Raw genomic sequence first — 23,698 nt, 5'->3', positions numbered from 1 at the left:
GTCGTTTTCATGGGCGTATTGGTTTGTTTGGTAAATGGGTCTTGGCATGGTGCCAAGTCGGGGCGCGCCCCGGTGCCGTTTTCGCCGTACCCTTGACTGCGGGCCGTGACGCATAAGGCGTCCGGGCCCGCTGTCGGTGCAGATTCCTACCGGTCGCGCAGGGCGTACGGCTCGATCGCGCCGCGCTCCAGTGCCCGCGCGTCGATGGTTTCGGCGCGGTAGGGGAGCAGGGCGAGGCGGTCGCGCATGCCGCGGACCGGGTCGTCGATCTTCTCGTTCAGGCCGAACAGGAAGGTCCACTCGTGCTCGTCGCTGCCGTAGGGGACCACGGTGGCGAACTGCTCGTGGAAACGGCCCCACGAACGCTTCAGCGTTTCGTTGCGCCACATGGTCGCGCAACCGGCCTGGGCCGACAGCACGCCGCCGGGGGCGAGCAATGCCTTACATCGGGACAGGAACTCCGCCTCGTAGAGGCGGTTGTGCTGGGCATCCTCGACGCGCTCGTCGGGCAGATCGATGACGATCACGTCGTAGCGGGTGCCGGCTTCCTGGGCCTTGGCCAGGAAATCCCAGCCGTCGGCGTAGTGCACGTGGATCGGGCCCTCGTGCGCCACGGCGGCGGTGAGCTCGGCGGTGGTGTAGCCGTAGGGCAGGTGCTCGGCGCACAGCTCCACTTCGCGCTGATCGATATCGACATGGTCGACCAGGGTCGCCCCGGCCGCCACCGACATCTGCGAGGCCACACCCTCACCCGAACCGATGATCAGCACCCGATCGAGCTTCTCCGCCAGCACGAACGCCGGGACCATCATGGCCTCGTGGTAGGTGACCTGGGAGAACTCGGTGGACTGGCGATCGTCGTCGGAGAACAGGGAGATCCCCTGATCGGTCCGCGCGATCACCATGTGCTGGAACGGGGTGTTGGTATCGACGATCACCTCGTGCAGATCCCAGATCCGGGTCAGGCCGTCGCCCACCGGTTCGTAGATCTTCTCGGCGCCGTGGCCACGCTGGACCACCTGCATCCGAACAGTGGTGGGGGACAACTTGTCTCGGAGCAGTTCGACTGCTTTCGTCGCGCCCGCGCCGATGCTGCCGCAGGTGAAGACGTCGACGAAGATGTCGCCGGACTCCGGATAAGTGTGAATCGAGGCGTGAGACTCCGACAACAGCGCGAGGACGGTCACCCCCTGCGGATCGAACTTTTTATGTACGACTTCGCAGATGGTGACGCCCGCCGCGATCAAAGACTCACGCAACGCCGATTCGAGTCGTTCGAGATCGTCACACAGGTCTGTGTCGACGCCACCGAACTCGGCCAGCACGTGCCAGCCGGTGAATTCCGCCGTCATGGGCAAACTCACTCTCGCTCAGCGCCCGAGACATGAACGGTCAAGGGCGGAAAACCATTGAAGGACACCGACGAGTAACTCGCGGTATAGGCGCCGGTGTGCAGGATCTGAATCCGGTCACCGGCTCGCAACGTGGTCGGCAGAAGGACCTTCGTGCGTTGATACAGTACATCGTCGCCGTCGCAGGTCGGACCCGCGACCACCGCCTCCCCGACCGGATCGCCGTCGCGATCGGTGACGAAACGGTAGGCGATGTACTCGTTCTCAGTCTCGGCCATACCGTTGTATCGGCCGATGTCGAGATACACCCAGCGCCGGCCGTCCGGCGCGAAACGCACGCCGACGACCTCGGCGTGAATGGTGCCCGCGTTACCCACCAGCGCACGGCCGGGTTCCACGATCAGGCCGGTGGCCGCGGGCAGGAACTCGGCGGCGGCGCTCGAAATGGCGGCCGCGATCGCGTCGAGTTCGGGGGCTTGCTCGGCGTAGGAGATCGGCAGACCGCCGCCCACATTGACCGCCGTGACGTGAATGTTCTTGTCCGCCAGCGCCTTGACGATCTCACCGGCCTGCTCGATGCCGATCCGCCAGGCGGCGGGGTCGAGCTGCTGGGAGCCGACGTGGAAATAGGGGCCGCCGACCGTCAGGCCCAGATCATGGGCGCGCACCAGCAGTCGCAGGGCTTCGGCGGTCGAGCACCCGAACTTGGTGCCGAACGGTGTCCGTGATTCGGGCGCCGAGGACAGGAAGCGGCACTCGACCTCGGAGCCGGGCGCGTGCTCGGCGATGCGGTCGAGGTCGTCTTCGGTGTCGAAGGCGTAGCGGCGCACGCCGAGGGCGAAGGCGCGCGCGATGTGGGCGCTCTTCTTGATCGGGTTGCCGTAGCAGAGCCGCTCGGGGGCGACGCCGAGCTCGAGGCACTGGTCGATCTCGCCGATGCTGGCGACGTCGAATTCGGCGCCCTCGTCGTCGAGCAGGGCGATCAGTTCGGCCACCGGTGCCGCCTTGACCGCGTACCTGATCCGGGTGCCCGCGGAGACGGCGGCGTCGAGGGTTCGGTAATTGGCACGTACCCGCTCAGGGTCGATGACAAGGTACGGGGATTCGGGCAACGGTGAACTTTCTCCTCGGCGGCCGGGAGAGACTATCAGCGGCGCCTACCCAACAACGAATCCGTCAAACATTCGTCATATTGGTCATAGGCAGCTGGTATTACTCAGCCTGCTATGACTGTGACCTCGTCGAACACGACCTCGCCCGCGGCGTCGGACTCCTCGAGATCCACGATCGCCGTCAGCGCCCAGCCGTGATCGCCGGCCGGGTCGTCGATCACCTGGCGCACATGCCAGAAACCGGGCCGCTGCTCCACTGCGAACAGCTGCGGGCCGCGCGCGTCGGGACCGGTACCGATCGTGTCGTACTCGTCGAAATAGGGGGCGAAGTCCTCGGCCCAGTCGGGGCCGGTGCCCAGCTCGTCGAGTTCGTACCAGCGGCGACGCGACGCCAGCTCCACGCGGCGGAACATGGCGTTGCGGACCATGATCCGGAAGGCGCGTTCGTTGGCGGTGATCGGGCGCACCGTTTCGGCGCCGAAGGCGATCTGCTGGGCGTCGTTCTCGGCGCCCGGGTTGGTGAGTTGTTCCCACTCGTCGAGCAGGCTCGAGTCGACCTGGCGGATCAGTTCGCCGAGCCATTCCGTGAGATCGTCGAGATCCTCGGTGCGCGCGGCATCGGGCACGGTGCGGCGCAGGGCACGGTAGGCGTCGGCGAGGTAGCGAAGCACGACGCCCTCGGATCGGGTCAGTTCGTAGTGCGAGATCAGTTCGGCGAAGGTCATCGCGCGCTCGATCATGTCGCGCACCACCGACTTCGGCGACGGCGCGAATTCCGACACCCAGGGATGACCGGCCCGGTAGGTCTCGAACGCGGGGTCGATCAGCTCGGACAGGGGCTTGGGCCAGGTGACCTCTTCGAGCAGCTCCATCCGCTCTTCGTATTCGATGCCGTCGGCCTTCATCTCGGCGACGGCGGCGCCACGGGCCTTGTGCTGCTGGGCCATCAGCAGTTGGCGCGGGTCCTCGAGGGTCGCCTCGATCAGGGAGACCACATCGAGGGTGTAGGTGGGGCTTTCGCGATCCAGGAGTTCGAACGCGGCCAGCGCGAACGGCGACAGCGGCTGATCGAGGGCGAAGTCGCGTTGCAGGTCGACGGTGAGCCGCGCCATCCGGCCCTTCGCGTCGGGTTCGGAAAGTTGTTGCACCACACCGGCATCGCGCAGCGAACGGTAGAGGCGGATGGCGCGCAGGATGTGCTTGCGCTGCGCGGGGCGCGGCTCGTGGTTGTCCTCTAGCAGGTGACGCATCGCGTAGAAGCAGTTGCCGGGGCGCGCGATCACGTTGAGCAGCATCGAGTTCGTCACCGCGAAGCGCGAGACCATCGGCTCGGGCGGGGCGGCGATGAGCCGGTCGAAGGTCTCCTCGCTCCACGACACGAAACCCTCGGGAGGCTTGCGGCGCACCACTTTGCGCTGCTTCTTCGGGTCGTCGCCCGCCTTGGCGATCAGCCGGGTGTTCTCCACCTCGTGCTCGGGTGCCTGCACCACCACGGTGCCCATGGTGTCGTAGCCCGCACGGCCCGCGCGCCCGGCGATCTGGTGGAACTCACGGGCTTTGAGCCTGCGGGTGCGCACACCGTCGTATTTGGTGAGGCCGGTGAGCAGCACGGTGCGGATCGGGACGTTGATGCCGACGCCGAGGGTATCGGTGCCGCACACCACTTTCAGCAGGCCGTCCTGGGCGAGTTTCTCCACCAGGCGGCGATATTTGGGCAGCATTCCCGCGTGGTGCACGCCGATGCCGTGGCGGATCAGGCGCGAGAGCGTCTTGCCGAAGCCCGACGCGAACCGGAAATCGCCGATGGCGGTGGCGATCGCGTCCTTCTCGGCACGGGAGGCGAAGTTCACGCTCGTCAGTGCCTGCGCGCGTTCGAGGGCGGCGGCCTGGGTGAAGTGCACGACGTAGACCGGTGCCTGGTGGGTGGTCACCAGCTCTTCGAGGGTTTCGGTGATGGGCGTACGCACGTACGAGAACGTCAGTGGGACAGGACGTTCGGTGCCCGCGACCACCGTGGTCGAGCGGCCGGTGCGCGTCTCGAGATCGGCGGCGAAGAAGTCCACCTCGCCCAACGTCGCCGACATCAGCAGGAATTGGGCGCGGGGGAGTTCGATGATCGGCACCTGCCACGCCCAGCCGCGGTCGGGGTCGGCGTAGAAGTGGAACTCGTCCATCACGATCTGGCCGACCTCGGCCGCCGCGCCCTCGCGCAACGCCAGGTTGGCCAGGATCTCCGCGGTGGCGCAGATGATCGGGGCGTCGGCGTTGACCGCCGCGTCACCGGTCACCATGCCGACGTTCTCCGCGCCGAACACCTCACACAGCGCGAAGAACTTCTCACTGACCAGGGCCTTGATCGGCGCGGTGTAATAGCTGCGCTGCCCGTTGGCCATCGCGAACAGGTGCGCGCCGACCGCCACCAGAGACTTTCCGGAGCCGGTCGGCGTCGCCAGAATGACATTGGACCCCGACGCCAACTCCATCAGCGCCTCGTCCTGCGCTGGATACAGGGATGTGCCCTGCTCGGCGGCCCACGCCGCGAACGACTCGTAGAGCGCGTCGGCGTCGGTCCCGGGAATTTCCAGCAGGTCGGTCAGATCCACTCCGACCACCCTAGTCTGCGCAGCGGGCGAAGCCCTCGTCAGACCTGCGCACGGCCGGAGCGAAGGCGGAGGTACGCCTAGTGGGTCGGGTGGGTCAGTCCTTACCGTCGCCGGAGGTGTCGTCGTAACCACCTTGCTCGGCCAGGAAGCGCTCGAACTCCGCGCCGAGCTCCTCACCGCTGGGCAGTTCGCCGTCGGCGGCCAGCAGGCTGGACTGGCGTTCCTGGGCGGTGACGAAGCTGTCGTACTGGCGTTCCAGCGCTGTGACGACCGTCTCCACCTCCTCGTTGCCGGCGATGTGCTCGGCGACCTGCTCGCGCACGCGCGCGGCCGCCTCGCCCAGCGCCGAGAGCGGCAGGTCCAGGCCCGCGTTGTCGGCGAAATTCTCCAGCAGCGTCTGCGCGGCTTCGGGATAATCGGTCTGGGCCAGGTAGTGCGGCACGTGCACCGAGAACCCGAGCGATTCGTGGCCGTGCTGCGCCATCCGGTACTCGAGCAGCGAGGACGCGCTGCCCGGTACCTGCAACTCGCCCGGCCAGCGCTGGTGCTCGCCGATCAGCGAACGATCCGAGGAGTGCGCGGTGACGCCGAGCGGACGGGTGTGCGGGATGGCCATCGGAATCGCCGAAAGGCCGATCGTGCGGCGCACGCCGAGCTGTTCGGCAAGCAGCCGCACCGCGGTGGTGAACTTCTCCCAGCGCAGGTCTGGTTCCAGTCCCGAGAGCAGCAGGAACGGGGTGCCCGCGGTGTCGCGCAGCGCCCACAGGTTCAGTTCCGGCTCGGCGTAATCGGCGAAATGATCGGTCTGGAACGTCATCAGCGGACGGCGTGAGCGGTAGTCGAGCAGCTCGTCGACATCGAAGGACGCGACCAGTTCCGATTCGAGGCTCTCGCGCAGATGGGTCGTCGCCAGGCGCACGGCGTGTCCGGCGTCGGTGAAACCTTCCAGGCCGTGCACGAGTACGGGGCCCGCACCGTCGTCCGAGGACAACTGCGGCGCCGGGAACTCCAGTTCGTACATATGCGACTGGTCATCCATCGCGTTTCTCCTTCCTGCGCGGTCCACCATCGCTCGCGGGGGTGGGGAAGCGGATCTCCATTGTCCCCCACGCGAGCTAGTGCCATCGCACACGGCCGGGGACGGCTCGTCCTGGTAGGCAACAGCACGGACACGCCGCGCATTCCCGCCCGGCGTGGCGCGACCGGGCCGATCGGCGCGGTGGGGCACAGTGGACGGTGTGAACGTGGCGCAGACGACACCGATTCGCGTGGGTGATCCGGCCTTGCGCCGCTGGTGGCTGGGGTTGGCGGCGGTGTCGTTGGCACTCACCGGGTGCGCGCAGAGTGTCAGTGGGACGCCGGTCGCCGAGAGTGCGGTGTCGGTGCGGCAGGTCGAGGGTTCGCTGGCCGAACTACTGCCGCCACCTTCGCGGTTTCCGGCCCGATACCCGGCGGTGGTGCTGCCTGCACAGGCGGCGACGGCGGCCGCGGCCGATCTCGACGGCGTGGGGGCGGGCGCATCGGTCAGCCCCGCGCAGTGCACGCCGATCGAGGCAGAGCCCGGTGGGGAGCCCGCGGCGGTGGCGGTCGGGACCGACGATGCGAGCCGGGCCACCCTCACCGTCGAATTGTCGCGGAGCGCCGAACCGGTGGCCCGGCTGCGCGATCGACTCCACGAATGCGGGCAGATCCAGGTTCGGCGGGCCGGTGCCGGCTCCACCGTCACAACCGTGCTCGACCAGGCTGTGCCTGTCGGTACCGATGATGCGATAGCGTTGCGGCGCACCGTGGTTCCCGAGGTCGGTGGTGTGGGGCTCACGCAGACGATGCAGACCTCGATCGGACAGATCGGCGACGTGCGAATCACGGTGACGTCGATGACTTTCGGTGCGGGACAACCGGATACGGCCGCTGTGGACGAGATGTTCGCGACAACCGTTGCCTCCGTACGAGGCAGCTGACGGATCTACCACGAGGCGGTGACAGATTCGCCGACGGCGCATCGCCGGGACCGGGGTTACTCCACAGTGTCGGCGCTACTCACAGGGCGGATAAAAGCCCAGTTCGGCGCACCCGGTGTGCGGTAGGCGGCGGGCACGGTGGAGCCATGACGCCTTCGACGAATCCCACCCGCCGGGCCGAGCGCACCGGGCCGTTTCCCCGCGCACTCGGCTGCGCCGAATCCACCCCCCGCTATCCCGGCGGACTGCCACGCCCACCACTGCGGGTCGACGAACCCGGTGAACTGATCGCCGCCCTGCCCGCGATGCTCGGCTTCGTTCCCGAGCGATCCCTCGTTGTCGCCGTTCTGCACGAGGTGGCGGGTGGCGTGGCCGAGGCAATCGAGGCAGTGGTGCGCTTCGACCTCGACGTGGCCACCGACATGCGGCTGCTCGACCAGTTCACCGCCTGCCTGGCATCGATCTGCTTGCGCGAAGAGGCAACCGGGGTGCTCGCCGTCTTCGTCGAGGACCGCGCCGAGTTCGAGGGCGAGGAAGTTTTGCGCGCGGCCGAATTGATCGACGTGCTCGCCGAGGACGGTATCGCGGTGCGCGGTGCCTGGTCGGTGCCCGCGATCGCGGTGGGCGAGCGCTACAGCAGCGTGTTCGGCACGGTCGGGACCGGCCTGGTCGCCGATCCGTCATCGTCGATCGTGGCGCTGTCACATGTGCTGGAAGGCAAGCAGATTCGCGGTTCCCGCCACGAGATGACCGCATTGATGATTCCCGACGACCTGCTGAGCGCGCGAGTGCGTGCCCAGCTCGGGGCGGCGGACGCGCGGTACCGGGGTGGGCTGGCCGCGGCCACGCGCGCCGGGAACACGGCAGCCTACCAGCGGCGGGCACTGGAATGGGTGCTGTGGCAGATCGCCGACACCGCCTCCGGCGCACCGCGGGCCGATCGCGAACTCGCGCGACTGGCCGCGACCCTGCGTGACCGGCCGATCCGCGACGCCATGTACGGGCTGGCACTGGGCGATCACGCCGAAGCCGCCGAGCTGCTGTGGGCGCAGCTGGCTCGGGCGACTCCAGGTACCGACCGCGCCGAAGCAGCGGCCCTGCTGGGTTTCAGCGCCTACCTGCGCGGCGACGGACCGTTCGCCGGTGTCGCTATCGCCGCCGCCGTCGAGGCCGACGCCGAGCACGCGATGGCGGCACTGCTGGAGACGTCGCTGCAGACCGGATTGCGGCCCGAACGGCTACGCAGACTCGCGCATTGCGGTCACCAGATCGCCGCCGATCTCGGGGTCGACATCGGCCCGATCGCACCGTGAGGCGGGCGTTTCAGCGAGCGCTGTGGGCTTTCGTGCCGAGGGAGCGCAGGAAATCCCAAGCGTCGGAGACGATCTCGTCGAGGTCATTGTGCTCTGGTTGCCAGCCCAGTTCGGCGACCGCGCGGTCACTGGAGGCGATCAATACGGCCGGATCGCCCGCGCGCCGCGGTGCGTCGATCGTCTCGATCGGCAGGCCGGTGACCCGCTCGCACGCCGAGATCACTTCGCGCACCGAGAAACCGGTGCCCGAACCGAGGTTGCAGATCCGGTGTGTGCCCGGCTGCGACGACGACAGCGCGAGCAGGTGTGCCTGCGCCAGATCGCGGATGTGGATGTAGTCGCGCACACACGTACCGTCCGGCGTCGGCCAGTCGGTGCCGTACACCGAAATGGCCTTGCGGTGACCCAGTGCCACCTGCAACACGAGGGGGATCAGATGTGTTTCCACGACCCGGTTCTCGCCGAGCCCGGCATACGCGCCTGCCACGTTGAAGTACCGCAGGCTGGTCGCGGCCAGATCGTGCGCCGCCGCATAGGAGGTGATGGCGTGATCGATGGCCAGCTTGCTCGCACCGTAGGGATTGGTGGGGCGAGTGGGCGAGTCCTCGGTGATCGGGACCTGCTCGGGCTCGCCGTACACCGCGGCCGTGGAGGAGAACACCAGGCGCGGCGTGCCGGTCTCCCGGATCGCCTCGAGCAGCGTCAGCGTCTTCACGACATTGCCGTGCCAGTACTTCTCCGGCTGCTCCACCGACTCGCCGACCAGCGACTGTGCCGCGAAATGCAGGACGCCGTCGAAGGATTCGGCACGCAGCAGTTCGGGGGCGGCGACGGCGATATCGCCGTCGACGAATCGGGCACCGGCCGGGACGCCGTCGGCGTTACCGGTCGAGAGGTCGTCGACGACGACGACCTCGTGGCCCTCTTCGAGCAGCACTGCGGCGCAGCCGCCACCCACATAGCCGGCGCCGCCGGTGACAAGGAGTTTCACGAATCAGACCAGCCTCACCTGGACGGCATGCGCCATCTCTTCGGACAGTTCGAAACCGTTGTGACCCGGCACCGTGATCAATACCGCACCCGGTTTGGTCTCCACGGTAACGCGTGCGTCGGGCACCACGCCCGCCTCACGCAACCGCCCGATGACCTCGGGGTCGGTCTGGATGTGCTCGGCCAGCCTGCGCACGACCACCGCGTGCAGCGCGCCGTTGGGCAGATCGGAAAGCCGGACCAGCTTCTCCTCGGGGGCGGGAGCGTCGCTGAGGCCGAGTTCGTCCAGGCCGGGAATCGGGTTGCCGTAGGGCGAGGTGGTCGGGTGGTTGAGCACCTCGATCAGGCGCCGCTCCACCTCCTCGCTCATCACGTGCTCCCAGCGACACGCCTCGGCGTGCACGTTCTCCCAGTCCAATCCGATGATGTCGACCAGCAACCGCTCGGCCAGCCGGTGCTTGCGCATCACCGACACGGCCATGGACCGGCCCTTGTCGGTGAGTTCGAGATGGCGGTCGCCGGCGACGAGCAGCAGGCCGTCGCGCTCCATCCGCGCGACCGTCTGGCTCACCGTCGGACCACTCTGCTCGAGGCGTTCGGCGATACGCGCCCGCAAGGGCACCACGCCCTCTTCCTCGAGGTCGTAGATGGTACGGAGATACATCTCCGTGGTGTCGACCAGATCCTTCACCTGATACCCCTTCGTCAGCACGAATTCTACCCACGCGCGAACCCCGGCCCGCCCGTCGGACCAGCGGCCCTATTTCTACTGCATGTCAACGCTGCACGGGGGCCGCTGCTTCCGGCTAGCGTGGCGAGCATGGTCACGTCGCCGCGCAGCGAACACGCAGGGACCGTCGTATGGACCGAGCGATTCCTCGGTTACACCTGGAGTCCGGAGCACCCGATGAAGCCGGCGCGCCTGCAATACACTATGTCGCTGGCCCAAAGCCTAGGTCTTCTCGATGGTGTCGAGCCGCTGGCACCCGACGCGGCCACCCGATCCGACCTGATGCGGGTCCACAGCAGCTCCTACATCGAGGCGGTGCGCCGGGCCGGGCAGGGACCGCCGACGCCCGAGGACGCCGCCTACGGGCTCGGAACCGCCGACAATCCGGTGTTCCCCCACATGCACGAGGCGGCGTCGGTGATCGTCGGCGGCACGCTCGCCGCCGCCCGCGAGATCGCGGCGGGCCGGACTCGGCGCGCGGTGAGCATCGGCGGCGGAATGCACCACGCCATGCCGGATTCGGCGGCGGGGTTCTGCGTCTACAACGATGCCGCGATCGCCATCTCGTGGCTGCTCGACCACGGCTTCGACCGCATCGCCTACCTCGATGTCGATGTCCACCACGGCGACGGTGTGCAGCGGGCGTTCTATGCCGATCCGCGCGTGCTCACGGTCTCGCTGCACCAGCATCCGGCCACGCTGTGGCCCAATACCGGCTGGCCCGAGGAGACCGGTGTCGGGGCGGCCGAAGGCACCTCGATCAACCTGCCGCTGCTGCCCGGCACGCGGGACGCGCAGTGGCTGAGGGGATTTCACGCGGTGGTACCCGGCGCGGTGGCCGCTTTCCGGCCGCAGATCATCATCAGCCAGTGCGGTGTCGACACCCACCGCGAGGATCCACTCGCTGATCTGGAACTCACCGTCGACGGCCAGCGCGCGGCGTTTCTCGCGATGCGGGACCTGGCCGACGAATACGCCGAAGGGCGCTGGCTGGCCATCGGGGGCGGCGGATACGGCGTGGTGCGGGTGGTGCCGCGCGCCTGGACCCACCTGCTCGCCGCGGCACTCGACCGGCCGCTGGCCCCTGAAACGCCGGTGCCCGCCGACTGGATCGAACAGGTGCGAGCATCCGCGCCGCGCGTGCAACCACCGACGACCATGAGCGACGGCGGCGACACCGCCTACCGGGCCTGGGACGGCCCCGGCGGCACACCCGAGATCGGCGACGCGGGCCAGATCCGCGCCCAGCGAGCGGTCGACACCGCTATCACGGCCACCCGGCGGGCGAGTTTCGGTCTGCTCGGGCTCGACCCGGAGGACCCCCGTGACTGACCCACTGCTGCCCGATACCTCCGACACGCCCGCGAATCCGCCTGCGCCACCGCAACACTGGTACGGCGATGTACTCGCCGCCGACGGCGGTGTGGTCCAGCTACGCCCGATCGTGCCCACCGATGCCGACGCGCTCGCCGCCTTTCACACGGGTCTGTCCGATCGCACCCGGTATCTGCGCTATTTCGGTCCGTACCCACAGATCTCGCCGAAGGACATGTACCGCACCACCCACGTCGACTACCGCGATCGGGTCGGTCTCGTCGCGGTACTCGGCACGTCCATCATCGGCGTTGCCCGCTACGAGCTGCTCGCCCGGCCGGGCCCACGCGCGGCCGAGGTGGCCTTCGTGATCGCCGACGAGCACCAGGGCCGCGGGCTCGGTTCGGTGCTGCTCGAGCATCTGGCCGGTGCCGCCGCCGAGAACGAAGTGGTCGCGTTCGTCGCCGAGGTACTGGCCGAGAACGAGGCCATGATCACGGTCTTCCGTGAGGCGGGCTACCAACTGCAGCGCAGTCGCGACGGTTCCGAAGTGCACCTCGAATTCGCCATCGACCCCACCGAAGCGCTGCGCACCGTGCGGGATTCGCGGGAGGCGGCCTCGGAGGCGCGCAGCGTCGGAAATCTGCTCGCACCCGGTTCGGTCGCGGTGATCGGCGCGTCACCGGAGCAGACCCGGGTCGGCGGTGCCGTGCTCGCGAATCTGCTCGCCGGCGGTTTCAGCGGGCCGGTGTTCCCGGTGAATCTGCACCGGCGTTCGGTGCGCGGCGTGCGCGCTTACGCCACGGTGCGCGAGATCCCCGACGAGGTGGACCTGGCGGTGGTGGCGGTGCCGCCTGCCGCGATCGGGGCGGTTCTCGACGATTGCATGGCCAAGGGAGTCAAGGGCCTGGTCGTGCTGACCGCGGGCTTCGGCGAGACCGGGGCGGCCGGGTTGGCCGCCGAGCACGACCTGGTCGCCGCGGCACGTGGACACGGCATGCGGGTGGTCGGGCCCAGCGCGCTCGGCATCGCCAATACCGACCCGGCGGTGGGCCTGAACGCCACCCTGGCCCCCGTTCTCCCCGAGCGCGGGCGGATCGGCTTCTTCTGCCAGTCCGGCCCGCTCGGAGCGGCGATTCTCGGCGAGGCCGCGGCCCGCAACCTCGGTCTGTCGACGTTCGTCTCGGCAGGCAATCGAGCCGATGTCTCTGGCAACGATCTGCTCCAGTACTGGGACACCGCCGCTGACACCGAGGTGATCCTGCTGTACCTGGAGAGCTTCGGTAATCCGCGCAAGTTCTCCCGGCTGGCGCGCCGGGTGGCACGCGGCAAACCGATCGTCGCGGTGAGCAGTGGGCGCCTCGCGGCAGGTGCGGACATGGACCGCACGGTGGTCCGTGACCTCTTCGGCCAGGCCGGAATCATCCAGGTCGACTCCATCTCCGAACTGTTCGACTGCGCCGCCCTGCTGGCCTGTCAGCCGCTTCCGAAGGGCCCCCGGGTCGCCGTGGTCGGCAACAGCGCCGCGCTGAACTGGCTGGCTATCGACGCCGCCCGCGGCGAAGGTCTGCACGTGTACCGGCCCGTGACGGCTGTCGACCGGGGTCCCGGCGCCCGCCCGACCGAACACGGCGTACACAGCGCCCGCCCGACCGGCGTGCAGAGCGCTCGGTCCGAGGGGCGGGTCGCGGACAGCGCCCAGCCGACCGAGCGGGATTCGGGTCGTGCGGTCTCGGCCGAGCGAGGTGCGGACAGAACTCTGCGGATCGACCGGGATTCGGCAGCAGCGGCCGAGCGAGATGCGGACCGAGCAGGGCGAGTCGGCCGGGGCGCAGATCGTGGAGGCGCCGGGCGGGGAGCAGATCGTGTGCGGCGGACCGCACGGGATTCCGATCGTGCGGAGCAGGGTGCGGATCGTGTCGGCTGGACCGGCTGGGGCGTGCGAAGTTCTCGGCGCGTGGGCCGTGGTGCGGACAGCGTCGAACCTCGCGAGCACGATGCCGACATTGCCGGGCCCATCGAGCGGGGCGTCGTCGGTGTGGACGGGCCGGTGGACCTCGGACCGGATGCCACGCCGGCCGACTTCAGGGAAGCGGTCCTCGCTGCGCTACGCAGCGAGGAGGTCGACGCGGTGATCGTCGTGGTCGCGCCGCCGGTTCCGGTGCCGATGGAGGGCTTCGGGGATGCCTTGCGGGCGGCCGCAGCGGCGGCGCCGGGCAAGCCGGTGCTCACCACGTTCGTCGCCGAATCGGGCATTCCGCGACAGCTGGCGGTGCGTACCACCGCGGGCGCACCCGCGCGCGGATCCATCCCGTCCTATCCGGACCCGGAGCGGGCCGCGCGTGCGCTGGCCAGGGTCGACCGGTACGCGCGCTGGCGGGACCGGCCCATCTCGCCGGTGGTGCGCCCGCCCGGGATCGACACCGCGGCCGCGGCGGCCCTGGTGGAGGGCTGGTTGGCGGAATCGGGCGGCCGGTGGCTCACCGATGAGGAGGCGGTGCTGCTGCTCGGGTGCTACGGGATCGACGTGGTCGAGTTCCGGGCGGTGCGCGATGCCGAACAGGCGGTCGCCGCGGCCGAGGAACTGGCCTATCCGGTCGCGGCCAAGGCGACCGGGGAGCTGTGGCGGCGCCGACCGGATCTGATCGGGGTGCGCTTGGACCTGTGGGGACCGGACGCGGTCCGTCAGGCCTACACCGACCTGGTGGAGATCTGCGGCGATCCACTTCTGCACGTGCAGAGGATGGCGACCAAGGGAGTCGGCTGCGTGCTGCGCGTCACCGATGACCCCTCGTTCGGGTCGGTCATCCAATTCGGCCTTTCCGGCATGATCATCGACCTGCTCGGCGACCGTGCCTACCGCGCTCTACCGCTGACCCAGGACGAAGCGACCGCACTCATCGACGCACCACGCGCGGCACCGCTGCTGTCGGACGGACCGGGCAGAGCGGGCGTCGACAAGGCAGCCCTCGCCGAACTGGCCCAACGCATTTCGGCCCTGTTCGACGACATCCCCCAGATGCGCGAACTCTCCTGTGACCCCGTGCTGGCCGCCCCGGCATCGGCGGAGATCATCTACGCCCGCGCCCGCATCGGCCCCGAACCCAGCCGCTTCGACACCGGCCCCCGCCGATTGGCCTGAGGTGCGGGTGAACGAACAACGCCGACCGGCTCGCGACCCGGAGGGGAGGGGTTCGCGGTCGCCGGTCGGCGTTTCGGCAGACGACCCCGGGGGGCCGTCGAGATTTGGGATCAGCTGGCGTAGGCGCGCAAGCGGTCGGCGCGGTCGCCCTTGCGTAGCTTGGACATGACCTCGCGCTCGATCTGGCGGACCCGCTCACGGGACAGGCCGAACAGCTTGCCGATCTGGTCCAGGGTGCGCGGCTGGCCGTCGTCGAGACCGAAGCGCAGGCGAATGACCTGCTGTTCGCGCTCGTCGAGGGTGGCGAGGACGCTGCGCACGTCGTGGTGCAGCAGGCCCGCGATGACCGCGCTCTCGGCGGAGGTGGCCTCGGAGTCCTCGATGAAGTCGCCGAGCGGGGCTTCCTCGTCGTTGCCGACGGGCATGTCCAGGCTCACCGGGTCGCGGCTGTGGTCGAGCAGGTCGGCGATCTTCTCCACCGGGATGCCCGACTCGTTGGCGAGTTCGGCGTCGGTGGCCTCGCGGCCCAGCTGCTGATGCAGTTCACGCTTGATCCTGGCGAGCTTGTTCACCTGTTCGACCAGGTGCACGGGCAGCCGGATGGTGCGGCTCTGATCGGCCATGCCGCGGGTGATGGCCTGACGGATCCACCAGGTGGCATAGGTGGAGAACTTGAAGCCCTTGGCGTAGTCGAACTTCTCCATCGCGCGGATCAGCCCGAGGTTGCCCTCCTGGATCAGGTCCAGCAGCGGCATGCCGCGACCGGTGTAGCGCTTGGCCAGGGATACGACCAGACGCAGGTTGGCCTCGAGCAGGTGCGAGCGGGCGGCGGAGCCCTCGCGGACCAGGATCGCCAGATCACGCTTGCGAGCCGCCGTCAACCGCTTACCGGTCGATAGCAGGTTCTGGGCATACAGGCCCGCCTCGATGCGCTTGGCCAGCTCGACCTCGTCGGCCGCCGTGAGCAGTGCCGTGCGTCCGATTCCGTTGAGGTACACGCGTACCAGATCGGCTGCGGGGCTCTGGGCGTCGATATCGGCCTCACTGGGGCGCAAACGAGTGGTGGCGGGGCTTGTCATGACTTGCCTCCTGTCGGTGGTGTCTCATTCCGTTCAACGGACCCGACTTAGAGAAAGTTCCCGTTCCCGCGGTCGATAAACCGCTCTGAGCTGCTGGTTCCCACCCCAACGGCTGAGAAGTTCCTGAGAAGAGCGCCGTGGTCGCCACTCGCTGCCACCGCGGGCCGGTTCAGACGGGCCGGACCAATCCGTGGCGGACGAGTCCGGCGACGACGCCGAGTGCCTGGGCGGCGAATTCCGGCGTGACCTGCTCGGCTCCGTCGGCGAGGGCGAGTAGTTCGATCAGTTCGTACAACGGCAGTCCGTCGGGCCGCATTCCCGCGACCAGGGCGACCGTCGACTCGTCCACCTCGTGCTGCCAGCGTGGTCCGTCGCCGCGATGCAGCCGGGACACCTGCTCGGTCCAGCCGAACTCGCCGGGCAGGTACACCCGTTCCAGCGCGGTCGCCGGGCTCGGCGCGAAACGGGATGTCCACGCGAGTTTTTCGTCGCCCGCCACCGCGCGCAGCCACGCGGACCGCGCGAAATACCCGGCCACCTCGGTGCCGAGCGGGTCGTCGAAACCGTGGGTGAGGTCCTCGGCGAGGAGTTCGGTAGGCCCGTCGATCGCGCGCAGATAGACGAAGCCGAACCCGATTCCTTCGACGTCGGCGGCATCGAAGGCATCGAGCCACCGCGCCGCCTGTTCCTGGGCGGCCGGGTCGCGGGGGTCGAGGCCCGCGTCGCGCAGCCAGGTGCCGACGTAGAGGGCAGGATCGGCGACGTCGCGCTGCACGACCCACGCGTCGACGCCGTGGGCGGGCAACCAGCTCGACACCCGTTGCCGCCAGTCCTCGCCGTCCACGTGCACCCAGGCGGCGAGCATCGCGGCCGTGCCGCCGGGTGCCAGCAGCGCGGGCGCCTGCCCGATGACCAGTTCGCTGGCGCCGTCCAGGGCGAGCCCGGAGTCGCGATAGGTGTGCTCGATGCGTGCCGGACCGACCACGAACGGCGGATTGGCCACGACCTGATCGAAGCGCCGCCCGGCCACCGGCTCGAACCAGGACCCCTCGAGCAGCTCGATCTCGAGTTCGTTGAGCGCCGCCGTGGCCTGCGCCAGCCACAAGGCCCGCGCGTTGACGTCGGTCGCGGTGACCCGGCCCGCGTAACCGGCCGCGTGCACGGCCTGTACGCCACAGCCGGTGCCCAGATCCAAGACGGTGCCGACGGGTTCGGTCGGTGTCGCGCGCAGCAAGGACAGTGACGCGTGCCCGACGCCGAGGACGTGATCCTCGGTAAGCGTGCGCCGCCGCATCGAATCGTCGAGATCGGACAGGATCCACCGCGTACCCGCGCCTGCATCGAGCGGCCGCAGATCCAGTGCGGCCCTGACCTCGTCACCCTCGCGGATGAGCAGACCCGCCGCCACCGCCGCGTCGATGCGCACCGGCGCCAGCGCGGCCGCGACCTCGCGCTCGGGCAGCACATCGCCGAGCAGCAACAACCGCACCAGCGTGCCCAGGTCACCGGCCGCGCGCGCGGCCCGGCGCACCGGCACCGGCTCCGAACGGCTCAGCGCCGCATGCACATCCGGCCCCAATGCCTCCACCAGCGTGTCGGCGTCGTAACCGACCCGGAGCAGCGCGGTGCGCAGGTCCGGGCACAGCGCGGTGAGCAGGGAGTCGGTCATCGTCGGGTTCGTAGGCACGCGCCCACTCTGCCAGGACCGTGAGCACGGAGATCGACCAGCTACCGCTGCGTGTCGCCGTGTACGCAGACCTCTGGCCGCCTGAGCGGCGCGGGTGGCTGCGGCGGTTTGTGAACACGCGGCGCACCGAAAGCCGTCGGGCCGGATGGCGCGTCTACTGTGTTCGCGGTGGGTCGATGTCGGCGGTGGCTCAGCCGGTGTAGGGGTCCCTGGATGTCACGCAGTACAGGCCGTTTCCTGGGTCACGTAGGACTATCCAGTGTTCGGCGTCGGTGATTCGGGTGGCACCGAGGGATTCGTGCCAGGCGGCGGTGGCGGTGATGTTCGACGAGGCCAGGTCGGCGTGGGCGCCCGTGGGGCCGGGGTCGTCGAGACGTTGGAGCAGAAAGTGCAGTGGCTGGTCGGGGCCGCGGAGGCGGGAGAACTCCGGGCGGCGGCCGGGCTTGTGCGTCCAGTCGGTGAGTGCCTGCCAGAAGGCGGTATCGGCGTCGATGTCGGTGGGGGACAGGTCGAGACAGATCTGGTCGAGGCGGGTCACTGTGCCGTCGGGTGCGGTCGATACCGTGACCGGTGCGGGCCCGAGACCCGATCGGTCGGCGGCCGGGGTGAGGCAGAACGTCTGTCCGGCAGGCGATTCCAGCACGGTGTAGTCGGGCTGCTCGGCCGTGACGCGGGCGCCGAGGCCGGTCGCGGTCGCTACCGCCGATGCGATGTCGTCGACGTCGAGGTCGAGATGGATGCCACCGTCGTCACCGACCGCTTGCATCTTGATCCACGCGGGTCCGGTGGCGGGCAGCAGCGTGACGAACTCGTCGTGCTCGCCACGCGGCGCCGACACCGTGGAATCGGTGACCTTCGCCCAGAACCGCGCACACTCGGCGAACGTATCGACGGGTCGATCGAGAAACGCCCAGGTCCAGCGAATCATGCTGTCTCCCTTCCGGTATGCGGGACTCGCCGAGCGGTCGGCCCGTTCCGGTCGCACTGTCGGCAGTCCTGTCCGAACGGTAGGCGGCATGAGGGCCGCTGTCGACCAGTTGCGCGAGCGCCGCGGTCGAGGGAACCTTGCGTGCAGGGTGCGGGAGTCGAGAGTTCTTGGTGCACAGTGTGTGCGGCCGTCGACAAGGCCCGCTCGCCAGTATGCGTTGGCAGGATATCGACGAAACATGTCATACCGGCCACTAGTCCGTCCTTGGCCGATCCGGCACGCTGGGCAAGTGACCGATCTACGTGCGCCCCTGCCGCCCACCGGCGACGAACCGGCCGACAACCTCACCCACGCGCCGGCAGCGGGCACCGACGGACGCGGTCGACTCCATCCCGCGTGGATCGTGGCGGGCGTCGGATTCGTGGCCCTGCTCGGCGCGGCAGCCTTCCGCTCGGTTCCCAGCGTCCTCATCGACCCGCTGCACACCGAGTTCGGCTGGTCGCACGCGACGATCTCCACCGCCATCTCGCTGAATATGCTGCTCTACGGCCTGATTTCGCCGTTCGCCGCCGCGCTGATGGACCGATTCGGCATCCGCAGGGTGGTGTGTTCGGCGCTGGTGCTGATCGCCGCGGGCAGCGGGCTGACGGTGTTCATGACCCAGGCGTGGCAGCTGGTGGCGACGTGGGGACTGCTGGTCGGCGTCGGTGTCGGGTCGATGTCCATGCCGTTCGTCGCCACCATCACCGGACGCTGGTTCGTCCAGAGTCGCGGCCTGGTCACCGGGGTGCTCACCGCCGCGGGCGCGACAGGGCAGCTGGTGTTCCTGCCACTGGTGTCGATGCTCGCCACCGAGCACGGCTGGCGGTTGCCGTCGCTGATCGTGGCGGCGGTGGCGCTGTCGGTGGTGCCGCTGGTGTGGTTGTTCGTGCGCGACTACCCCAGCGATGTCGGCGTGCGCGCCTACGGGGCGCCCGCCGATTCGGACGCGGGGGCGCGGGTGCCGATCGCCGGCGGCGCGAACCGGGCGCTGACGGTGTTGGCCTCGGCCGCGCGCAAGCGCGGATTCTGGCTGCTGGCAGGCGGGTTCGCGATCTGTGGCGCCTCGACGAACGGCTTGGTCGGCACCCATTTCGTCACCGCCGCCCACGACCACGGCATGCCACCGACCACCGCGGCCGGACTGCTGGCACTGATCGGAATCTTCGATGTGGCGGGCACCATCGCCTCGGGCTGGCTCTCCGACCGCGTCGACCCGCGCTACCTGTTGCTCGGCTACTACTCGCTGCGCGGGCTGTCGCTGCTGATCCTGCCGTCGCTGCTCGGCCCGCACACCGAGCCGAGCATGTGGGTGTTCATCGTGTTCTACGGCCTGGACTGGATCGCGACGGTCCCGCCGACGGTGCTGCTGTGCCGTGAGCTCTTCGGCGCCGACGGCCCGATCGCGTTCGGCTGGGTCTTCGCCGCCCACCAGGTCGGTGCCGCGATCGCCGCGACCGGCGCCGGCCTCATCCGTGACCTCCAGGGCTCCTACGACCTCGCCTGGTATGTCGCGGGCGCGCTCTGCGGCATCGCGGCCGTCATGTCGATGCTGGTCCGCAGACCGAAGACGGCGGGGTAGCGGAGAACCAGCGGGGTCGGTCGGCTATTCGATCGACTTGTGGTGCCCGGATTCGAGGGCGATCTGATTGTTGCGGCCGTCCCAGCGGCTCGGTTCGTCCTTGGTGCGCGGCGGCCGGTCGTTGGCGATCAGCACCGCGATCCACGGCAGTGGCACCGAGGCGGCGATGATCAGGATCGACAGCAGCGGGTTCTCGAACGCGCTGTAGGCGATCGCGGCCAGGATCAGGCAGGGGATTCGGAAGGCCATGATGAACGTGTAGCGGCGCACCCTGGCGCGATGCTGCTCGTCGAGCGAGGGCGCGGCCTCGGTGATCAGCACGGCATGTTCGGCGGGGGCGGGACGGAAGAACCCACGCGAGGGCTTGGGCTCGGTGGGCATGGTCACTTCCGGGTCCGGCTTCGGTTGGTCGGCGCCTGGGACATCGCCGTAGGACTGCATACCCCGAGTCTTCCACTCTGCGTCGTCGAGCGCACACGCGGCTGGTCAGCGGTGCGGGCGCCGGATGCGGCATCATGGATGGCGTGAGTACAGACACTCTGGTACGCCCGGAAACCACGACCGACGAGACGACCAGCGATGACACCCCCAAATTCTTCCACTATGTGAAGAAGGACCGGATCGCCGAGAGTGCCGTGATGGGCACGATGGTCGTCGCCCTGTGCGGCGAGGTTTTCCCGGTGACGCGTTCGGCCAAGCCCGGCTCGCCCGTGTGCCCGGACTGCAAGAAGGTCTACGAGGGCTTGCGCAAGGACGGCGACTGAGCGCAGGGCTCGGTCGGTGACGCCGGTGCCTCGGGTGGGGCGTCGGCGGTTTCGTCGTGCTCGTCGTCGTCGTCCTCCTCGTCACCGCGCACCTGGCTGGTGATCCACTCCTTGACCTGCTCGATCCGGGTGGCCCGGGCAGGCCAGAACTCCTGAACGGCGGCGTTGAACTCCGCGCCGAGGATCACCGCGAAGCCGAGGAAGTACGTGAACAGCAGGAACGCGATCGGGGTGGCCAGCGCGCCGTAACTCACCCCGGTGGCGGTGATCCACGACAGGTACCGGCGCAGCAGGTCGCTGGCCGCCAGGAAGAAGACCCCGGCCACCAGCGCACCGCCGAGGAGCCGATGCCACGGCAGCGATTTGTGCAGAGCCAGCTTGTAGAGCGTGGTCAGGCCGAAGATCAGCAGCACTCCCACGATCGGGTAGTAGAACGTGTCGATCAGCCGCAATCCCGGCTCGCGCCACGTCTCGGGCAGCACCCGCCCGATCCGTGTGGGGCCCAGCGCGATCACCGGCAAGATCAGCACCGCGGCCACCAGGAACTGCACATACAGCAGCAGCGCGAAGATCCGCTGCCAGACCGGATGACGCGCGTCCTGCTGCCCGTGCGCCTCCACGATGGCGTCGACGAAGGTGGCCATCGCCGAGGATCCGGCCCACAGCGACAGCACGAAACCCACCGACACCACCGCGCCGCGTCCCCGGCCGAGTACGTCGTCGACTGTCGGTTCGATCAGATCCGAGACCACCGACGGACTGAAGAACTCGCGGCTGAACGCGATGATCTTGCTCTCCACGATCTGCACGGTGTCGGGCCCGAACAATCCGCCCACATAGCCGAGGCTGCCGAGCAGGCCGAGCAGCAGCGGTGCCAGCGACAATGTCTGCCAGAACGCCGCGGCCGCGGACTTGGCGAAGATCGAGTTGTCCCAGCACTTGACCGCGACCCGGACCACCAACCGCCACGCCGTAGCCAGCCAGCGCACCCACGGCGCGTGATCGCTGCGACGTTGCGGGGCGGCCTGCGCGGCGACCGCTGGGCGCGCGGGCGAGTCGCGGGGCGGGCGCGCGTGCGGCGGGTGCGCCGCATCGGCAGCCGGGACCTGGTCGTTGCTCATCTCAGTGTCAAGCATCCCGCACGTCGGTGGTCCGTGTGGTGCGGGCCGGGCATCGTGTCGGCGGGTAACAGGTAAATGGCCGGTGACCACGGGTGCGGTTGTGATGCCTGTCGCCCACCCCGCGTCGGTTTGGCGACACGCCGCATCGGGCGGCTAGGGTCGTCTGCGTGACTGGGTCGGGTGGTGCCGCTACGGCGAAGCAAGTGGGGACACCGGGCGATTCTGCCGCCGGAGGTGCCCCATCGGGTTCGTTGCGCGCCTGGCAGCGGCGCGCGCTGACGAAATACCTGGCCACCAAGCCGCGTGACTTCCTCGCGGTCGCGACACCCGGCGCCGGTAAGACCACCTTCGCGCTGCGGGTTGCCGCGGAGTTGCTGGCCGATCGCACGGTGGATCAGATCACCGTCGTCGCCCCGACCGAACACCTCAAGCACCAGTGGTCGGCCGCCGCCGCGCGCACCGGGATCCAGCTCGACTCACGGTTCTCCAACTCCACCGGCGCGACCTCGGGCGACTATCACGGCGTGGTCGTGACCTATGCCCAGGTCGCCGCCCACCCCACCCGGCACCGTGTACGCACCGAGAACCGGCGCACGCTGGTGATTCTCGACGAGATCCACCACGCGGGCGACGCCAAGACCTGGGGCGAGGCGACCGAAGAGGCGTTCGGCGACGCGACGCGCAGGCTCGCGCTGACCGGAACCCCGTTCCGCAGTGACGATTCGAAGATCCCGTTCGTCACCTACGAGCCCGACGAAGGTGGTTTCCCGCGTTCGCGCGCCGACCACTCCTACGGCTATGCCGACGCGCTCGCCGACGGCGTCGTGCGTCCGGTGGTGTTCCTGGCCTACTCCGGCGACGCGCACTGGCGCGACAGCGCGGGCGAGGAGCACACCGCCCGGCTCGGCGAACCGCTGAGCGCCGAACACACCGCCCGGGCCTGGCGCACCGCACTCGATCCGGCGGGCGACTGGATCTCGTCGGTGTTGCGCGCGGCCGACATGCGCCTGCGTCAGCTGCGCGCCTCCGGCATGCCCGACGCGGGCGGTCTGGTGATCGCCACCGATCAGGAACGGGCCCGCGACTACGCCGAACTGCTCGAACACATCTGCGGTGAGCGGCCGACGGTGGTGCTCTCCGACGATCCGCAGTCCTCGCAGCGCATCGGTGAGTTCGGCAAGAGCACCCAGCCGTGGATGGTGGCGGTGCGCATGGTGTCCGAAGGTGTCGACGTGCCACGGTTGGCCGTCGGCGTGTATGCCACCAGCGCGTCGACGCCGTTGTACTTCGCGCAGGCCATCGGCCGTTTCGTGCGTGCCCGCAAGCCGGGGGAGACCGCGAGTGTGTTCCTGCCGTCGGTGCCGGTGCTGCTGGATCTGGCCGCGCAGCTCGAGCTGCAGCGCGATCACGTCATCGGCAAGCCGCATCGCGAGAAGGACGGCCTCGACGATGAGCTGCTGATGGACGCGAACAAGGCCAAGGACGAGCCCGGTGAGGACGAGAAGTCCTTCGTCGCGCTCGCCGCGGACGCCGAACTCGACCAGGTGATCTACGACGGATCCTCCTTCGGCACCGCCACGATCGCGGGCAGCGACGAAGAAGCCGACTACCTCGGCATCCCCGGTCTGCTCGACGCCGACCAGATGCGCGCGCTGCTGCGCGACCGGCAGACCCGCCAACTCGCCGACCGAAGCGCCGCCCAGGAGTCCGCCCCCCAGCCCGCGGCGGTCGCCGAACGCGTCGCGACCTCCGACAAACTGGGCGAGCTGCGCCGCGAACTCAACAGCCTGGTCGCCATGCACCACCATCGCACCGGCAAACCGCACGGCGTGATCCACGGCGAGCTGCGCCGCGAATGTGGTGGTCCGCCAACCGCATTGGCGAGTGTCGATCAATTGGGCGAGCGCATCGCGGCCCTGCGCCGACTCTGAGAGATCCCGCCGACGGGTCGCCCTCGCCGTAGCCCCCTGTCCGGCCGTTC

The 23,698-nt window shown here is 69.1% G+C and carries 18 protein-coding genes; 7 read left to right on the top strand and 11 right to left on the bottom strand.

Going from position 1 to position 23,698, the window contains the following annotated elements; all coding sequences use genetic code 11:
* Positions 1-146: 146 nt before the first annotated feature.
* The 4 genes from speD to ACFWPK_RS12710 all read right to left on the bottom strand — a co-directional run bounded on the left by speD (position 147) and on the right by ACFWPK_RS12710 (position 6,106).
* A complete protein-coding gene (gene speD, locus ACFWPK_RS12725; RefSeq protein WP_378914892.1) occupies positions 147-1,352 on the bottom strand; it encodes an adenosylmethionine decarboxylase in 1,206 nt (401 codons plus the stop codon).
* An 8-nt stretch (positions 1,353-1,360) separates the two neighbouring features.
* The gene (locus ACFWPK_RS12720; protein ID WP_378914890.1) at positions 1,361-2,464 is read right to left on the bottom strand and encodes a type III PLP-dependent enzyme; all 1,104 of its coding nucleotides are present in this window, start codon (positions 2,462-2,464) and stop codon (positions 1,361-1,363) included.
* 104 nt (positions 2,465-2,568) lie between these two features.
* On the bottom strand, positions 2,569-5,067 hold the full coding sequence (locus tag ACFWPK_RS12715; RefSeq protein WP_378914888.1) for a DEAD/DEAH box helicase: 2,499 nt from the start codon (positions 5,065-5,067) through the stop codon (positions 2,569-2,571).
* A gap of 94 nt (positions 5,068-5,161) precedes the next feature.
* Complete coding sequence (locus tag ACFWPK_RS12710; protein WP_378914886.1) at positions 5,162-6,106, bottom strand: proteasome assembly chaperone family protein; 945 nt, start codon at positions 6,104-6,106, stop codon at positions 5,162-5,164.
* Between the two features lie 199 nt (positions 6,107-6,305).
* On the opposite strand from ACFWPK_RS12710, the gene ACFWPK_RS12705 reads away from it, so the two are divergent.
* Both ACFWPK_RS12705 and ACFWPK_RS12700 read left to right on the top strand, forming a co-directional pair.
* The gene (locus tag ACFWPK_RS12705) at positions 6,306-7,028 is read left to right on the top strand and encodes a sensor domain-containing protein (RefSeq protein ID WP_378914884.1); all 723 of its coding nucleotides are present in this window, start codon (positions 6,306-6,308) and stop codon (positions 7,026-7,028) included.
* Between the two features lie 146 nt (positions 7,029-7,174).
* Entirely contained in the window at positions 7,175-8,341 is a 1,167-nt protein-coding gene (locus ACFWPK_RS12700) for a DUF4192 domain-containing protein (RefSeq protein WP_378914882.1), read from the top strand.
* 10 nt (positions 8,342-8,351) lie between these two features.
* On the opposite strand, the gene galE is transcribed toward ACFWPK_RS12700, so the two are convergent.
* Positions 8,352-9,332, bottom strand: a complete 981-nt coding sequence (gene galE / locus ACFWPK_RS12695) for a UDP-glucose 4-epimerase GalE (RefSeq protein WP_378914880.1) — start codon at positions 9,330-9,332, stop codon at positions 8,352-8,354.
* 3 nt (positions 9,333-9,335) lie between these two features.
* On the bottom strand, positions 9,336-10,022 hold the full coding sequence (locus tag ACFWPK_RS12690) for a metal-dependent transcriptional regulator (protein WP_378914910.1): 687 nt from the start codon (positions 10,020-10,022) through the stop codon (positions 9,336-9,338).
* Between the two features lie 129 nt (positions 10,023-10,151).
* Here ACFWPK_RS12690 and ACFWPK_RS12685 point away from each other — a divergent pair, with 129 nt between their 5' ends.
* Together ACFWPK_RS12685 and ACFWPK_RS12680 are read left to right on the top strand one after the other, a co-directional pair.
* Entirely contained in the window at positions 10,152-11,393 is a 1,242-nt protein-coding gene (locus ACFWPK_RS12685; protein WP_378914878.1) for an acetoin utilization protein AcuC, read from the top strand.
* The gene (locus tag ACFWPK_RS12680; protein WP_378914876.1) at positions 11,386-14,517 is read left to right on the top strand and encodes a GNAT family N-acetyltransferase; all 3,132 of its coding nucleotides are present in this window, start codon (positions 11,386-11,388) and stop codon (positions 14,515-14,517) included. The genes ACFWPK_RS12685 and ACFWPK_RS12680 overlap by 8 nt, the downstream gene beginning before the upstream one ends.
* Positions 14,518-14,627: 110 nt before the next feature.
* On the opposite strand, the gene ACFWPK_RS12675 is transcribed toward ACFWPK_RS12680, so the two are convergent.
* The 3 genes from ACFWPK_RS12675 to ACFWPK_RS12665 all read right to left on the bottom strand — a co-directional run bounded on the left by ACFWPK_RS12675 (position 14,628) and on the right by ACFWPK_RS12665 (position 18,211).
* Complete coding sequence (locus ACFWPK_RS12675; protein ID WP_056811283.1) at positions 14,628-15,596, bottom strand: sigma-70 family RNA polymerase sigma factor; 969 nt, start codon at positions 15,594-15,596, stop codon at positions 14,628-14,630.
* 169 nt (positions 15,597-15,765) lie between these two features.
* Positions 15,766-17,265: a methyltransferase gene (locus tag ACFWPK_RS12670; protein ID WP_378914874.1), complete on the bottom strand. Its 1,500-nt coding sequence runs from the start codon at positions 17,263-17,265 to the stop codon at positions 15,766-15,768.
* Between the two features lie 208 nt (positions 17,266-17,473).
* Positions 17,474-18,211: a VOC family protein gene (locus ACFWPK_RS12665; protein ID WP_378914872.1), complete on the bottom strand. Its 738-nt coding sequence runs from the start codon at positions 18,209-18,211 to the stop codon at positions 17,474-17,476.
* A 289-nt stretch (positions 18,212-18,500) separates the two neighbouring features.
* Between ACFWPK_RS12665 and ACFWPK_RS12660 the strand changes: the two genes are divergently transcribed.
* The gene (locus ACFWPK_RS12660; RefSeq protein WP_378914870.1) at positions 18,501-19,832 is read left to right on the top strand and encodes an MFS transporter; all 1,332 of its coding nucleotides are present in this window, start codon (positions 18,501-18,503) and stop codon (positions 19,830-19,832) included.
* Between the two features lie 24 nt (positions 19,833-19,856).
* On the opposite strand, the gene ACFWPK_RS12655 is transcribed toward ACFWPK_RS12660, so the two are convergent.
* Positions 19,857-20,213 (bottom strand): DUF3099 domain-containing protein, encoded by a 357-nt coding sequence (locus ACFWPK_RS12655; protein WP_378914908.1) that lies wholly within the window; start codon positions 20,211-20,213, stop codon positions 19,857-19,859.
* Positions 20,214-20,356: 143 nt separating this feature from the next.
* On the opposite strand from ACFWPK_RS12655, the gene ACFWPK_RS12650 reads away from it, so the two are divergent.
* A complete protein-coding gene (locus ACFWPK_RS12650; protein ID WP_056815556.1) occupies positions 20,357-20,596 on the top strand; it encodes a DUF3039 domain-containing protein in 240 nt (79 codons plus the stop codon).
* Here the strand turns inward: ACFWPK_RS12650 and ACFWPK_RS12645 are convergent.
* The gene (locus tag ACFWPK_RS12645) at positions 20,566-21,732 is read right to left on the bottom strand and encodes a YihY/virulence factor BrkB family protein (protein ID WP_378914868.1); all 1,167 of its coding nucleotides are present in this window, start codon (positions 21,730-21,732) and stop codon (positions 20,566-20,568) included. The two genes, ACFWPK_RS12650 and ACFWPK_RS12645, sit on opposite strands and share 31 nt — an antisense overlap.
* Positions 21,733-21,920: 188 nt before the next feature.
* On the opposite strand from ACFWPK_RS12645, the gene ACFWPK_RS12640 reads away from it, so the two are divergent.
* Positions 21,921-23,648 (top strand): DEAD/DEAH box helicase, encoded by a 1,728-nt coding sequence (locus tag ACFWPK_RS12640; protein ID WP_378914906.1) that lies wholly within the window; start codon positions 21,921-21,923, stop codon positions 23,646-23,648.
* The last annotated feature ends 50 nt before the right edge of the window (positions 23,649-23,698 follow it).

It is taken from the genome of Nocardia sp. NPDC058519, assembly GCF_042719755.1.
In the GTDB taxonomy this organism is placed as follows: domain Bacteria; phylum Actinomycetota; class Actinomycetes; order Mycobacteriales; family Mycobacteriaceae; genus Nocardia.
Note: the sequence above shows the minus strand (reverse complement) of the source record. Positions and strands in the feature narration are given on the sequence as shown.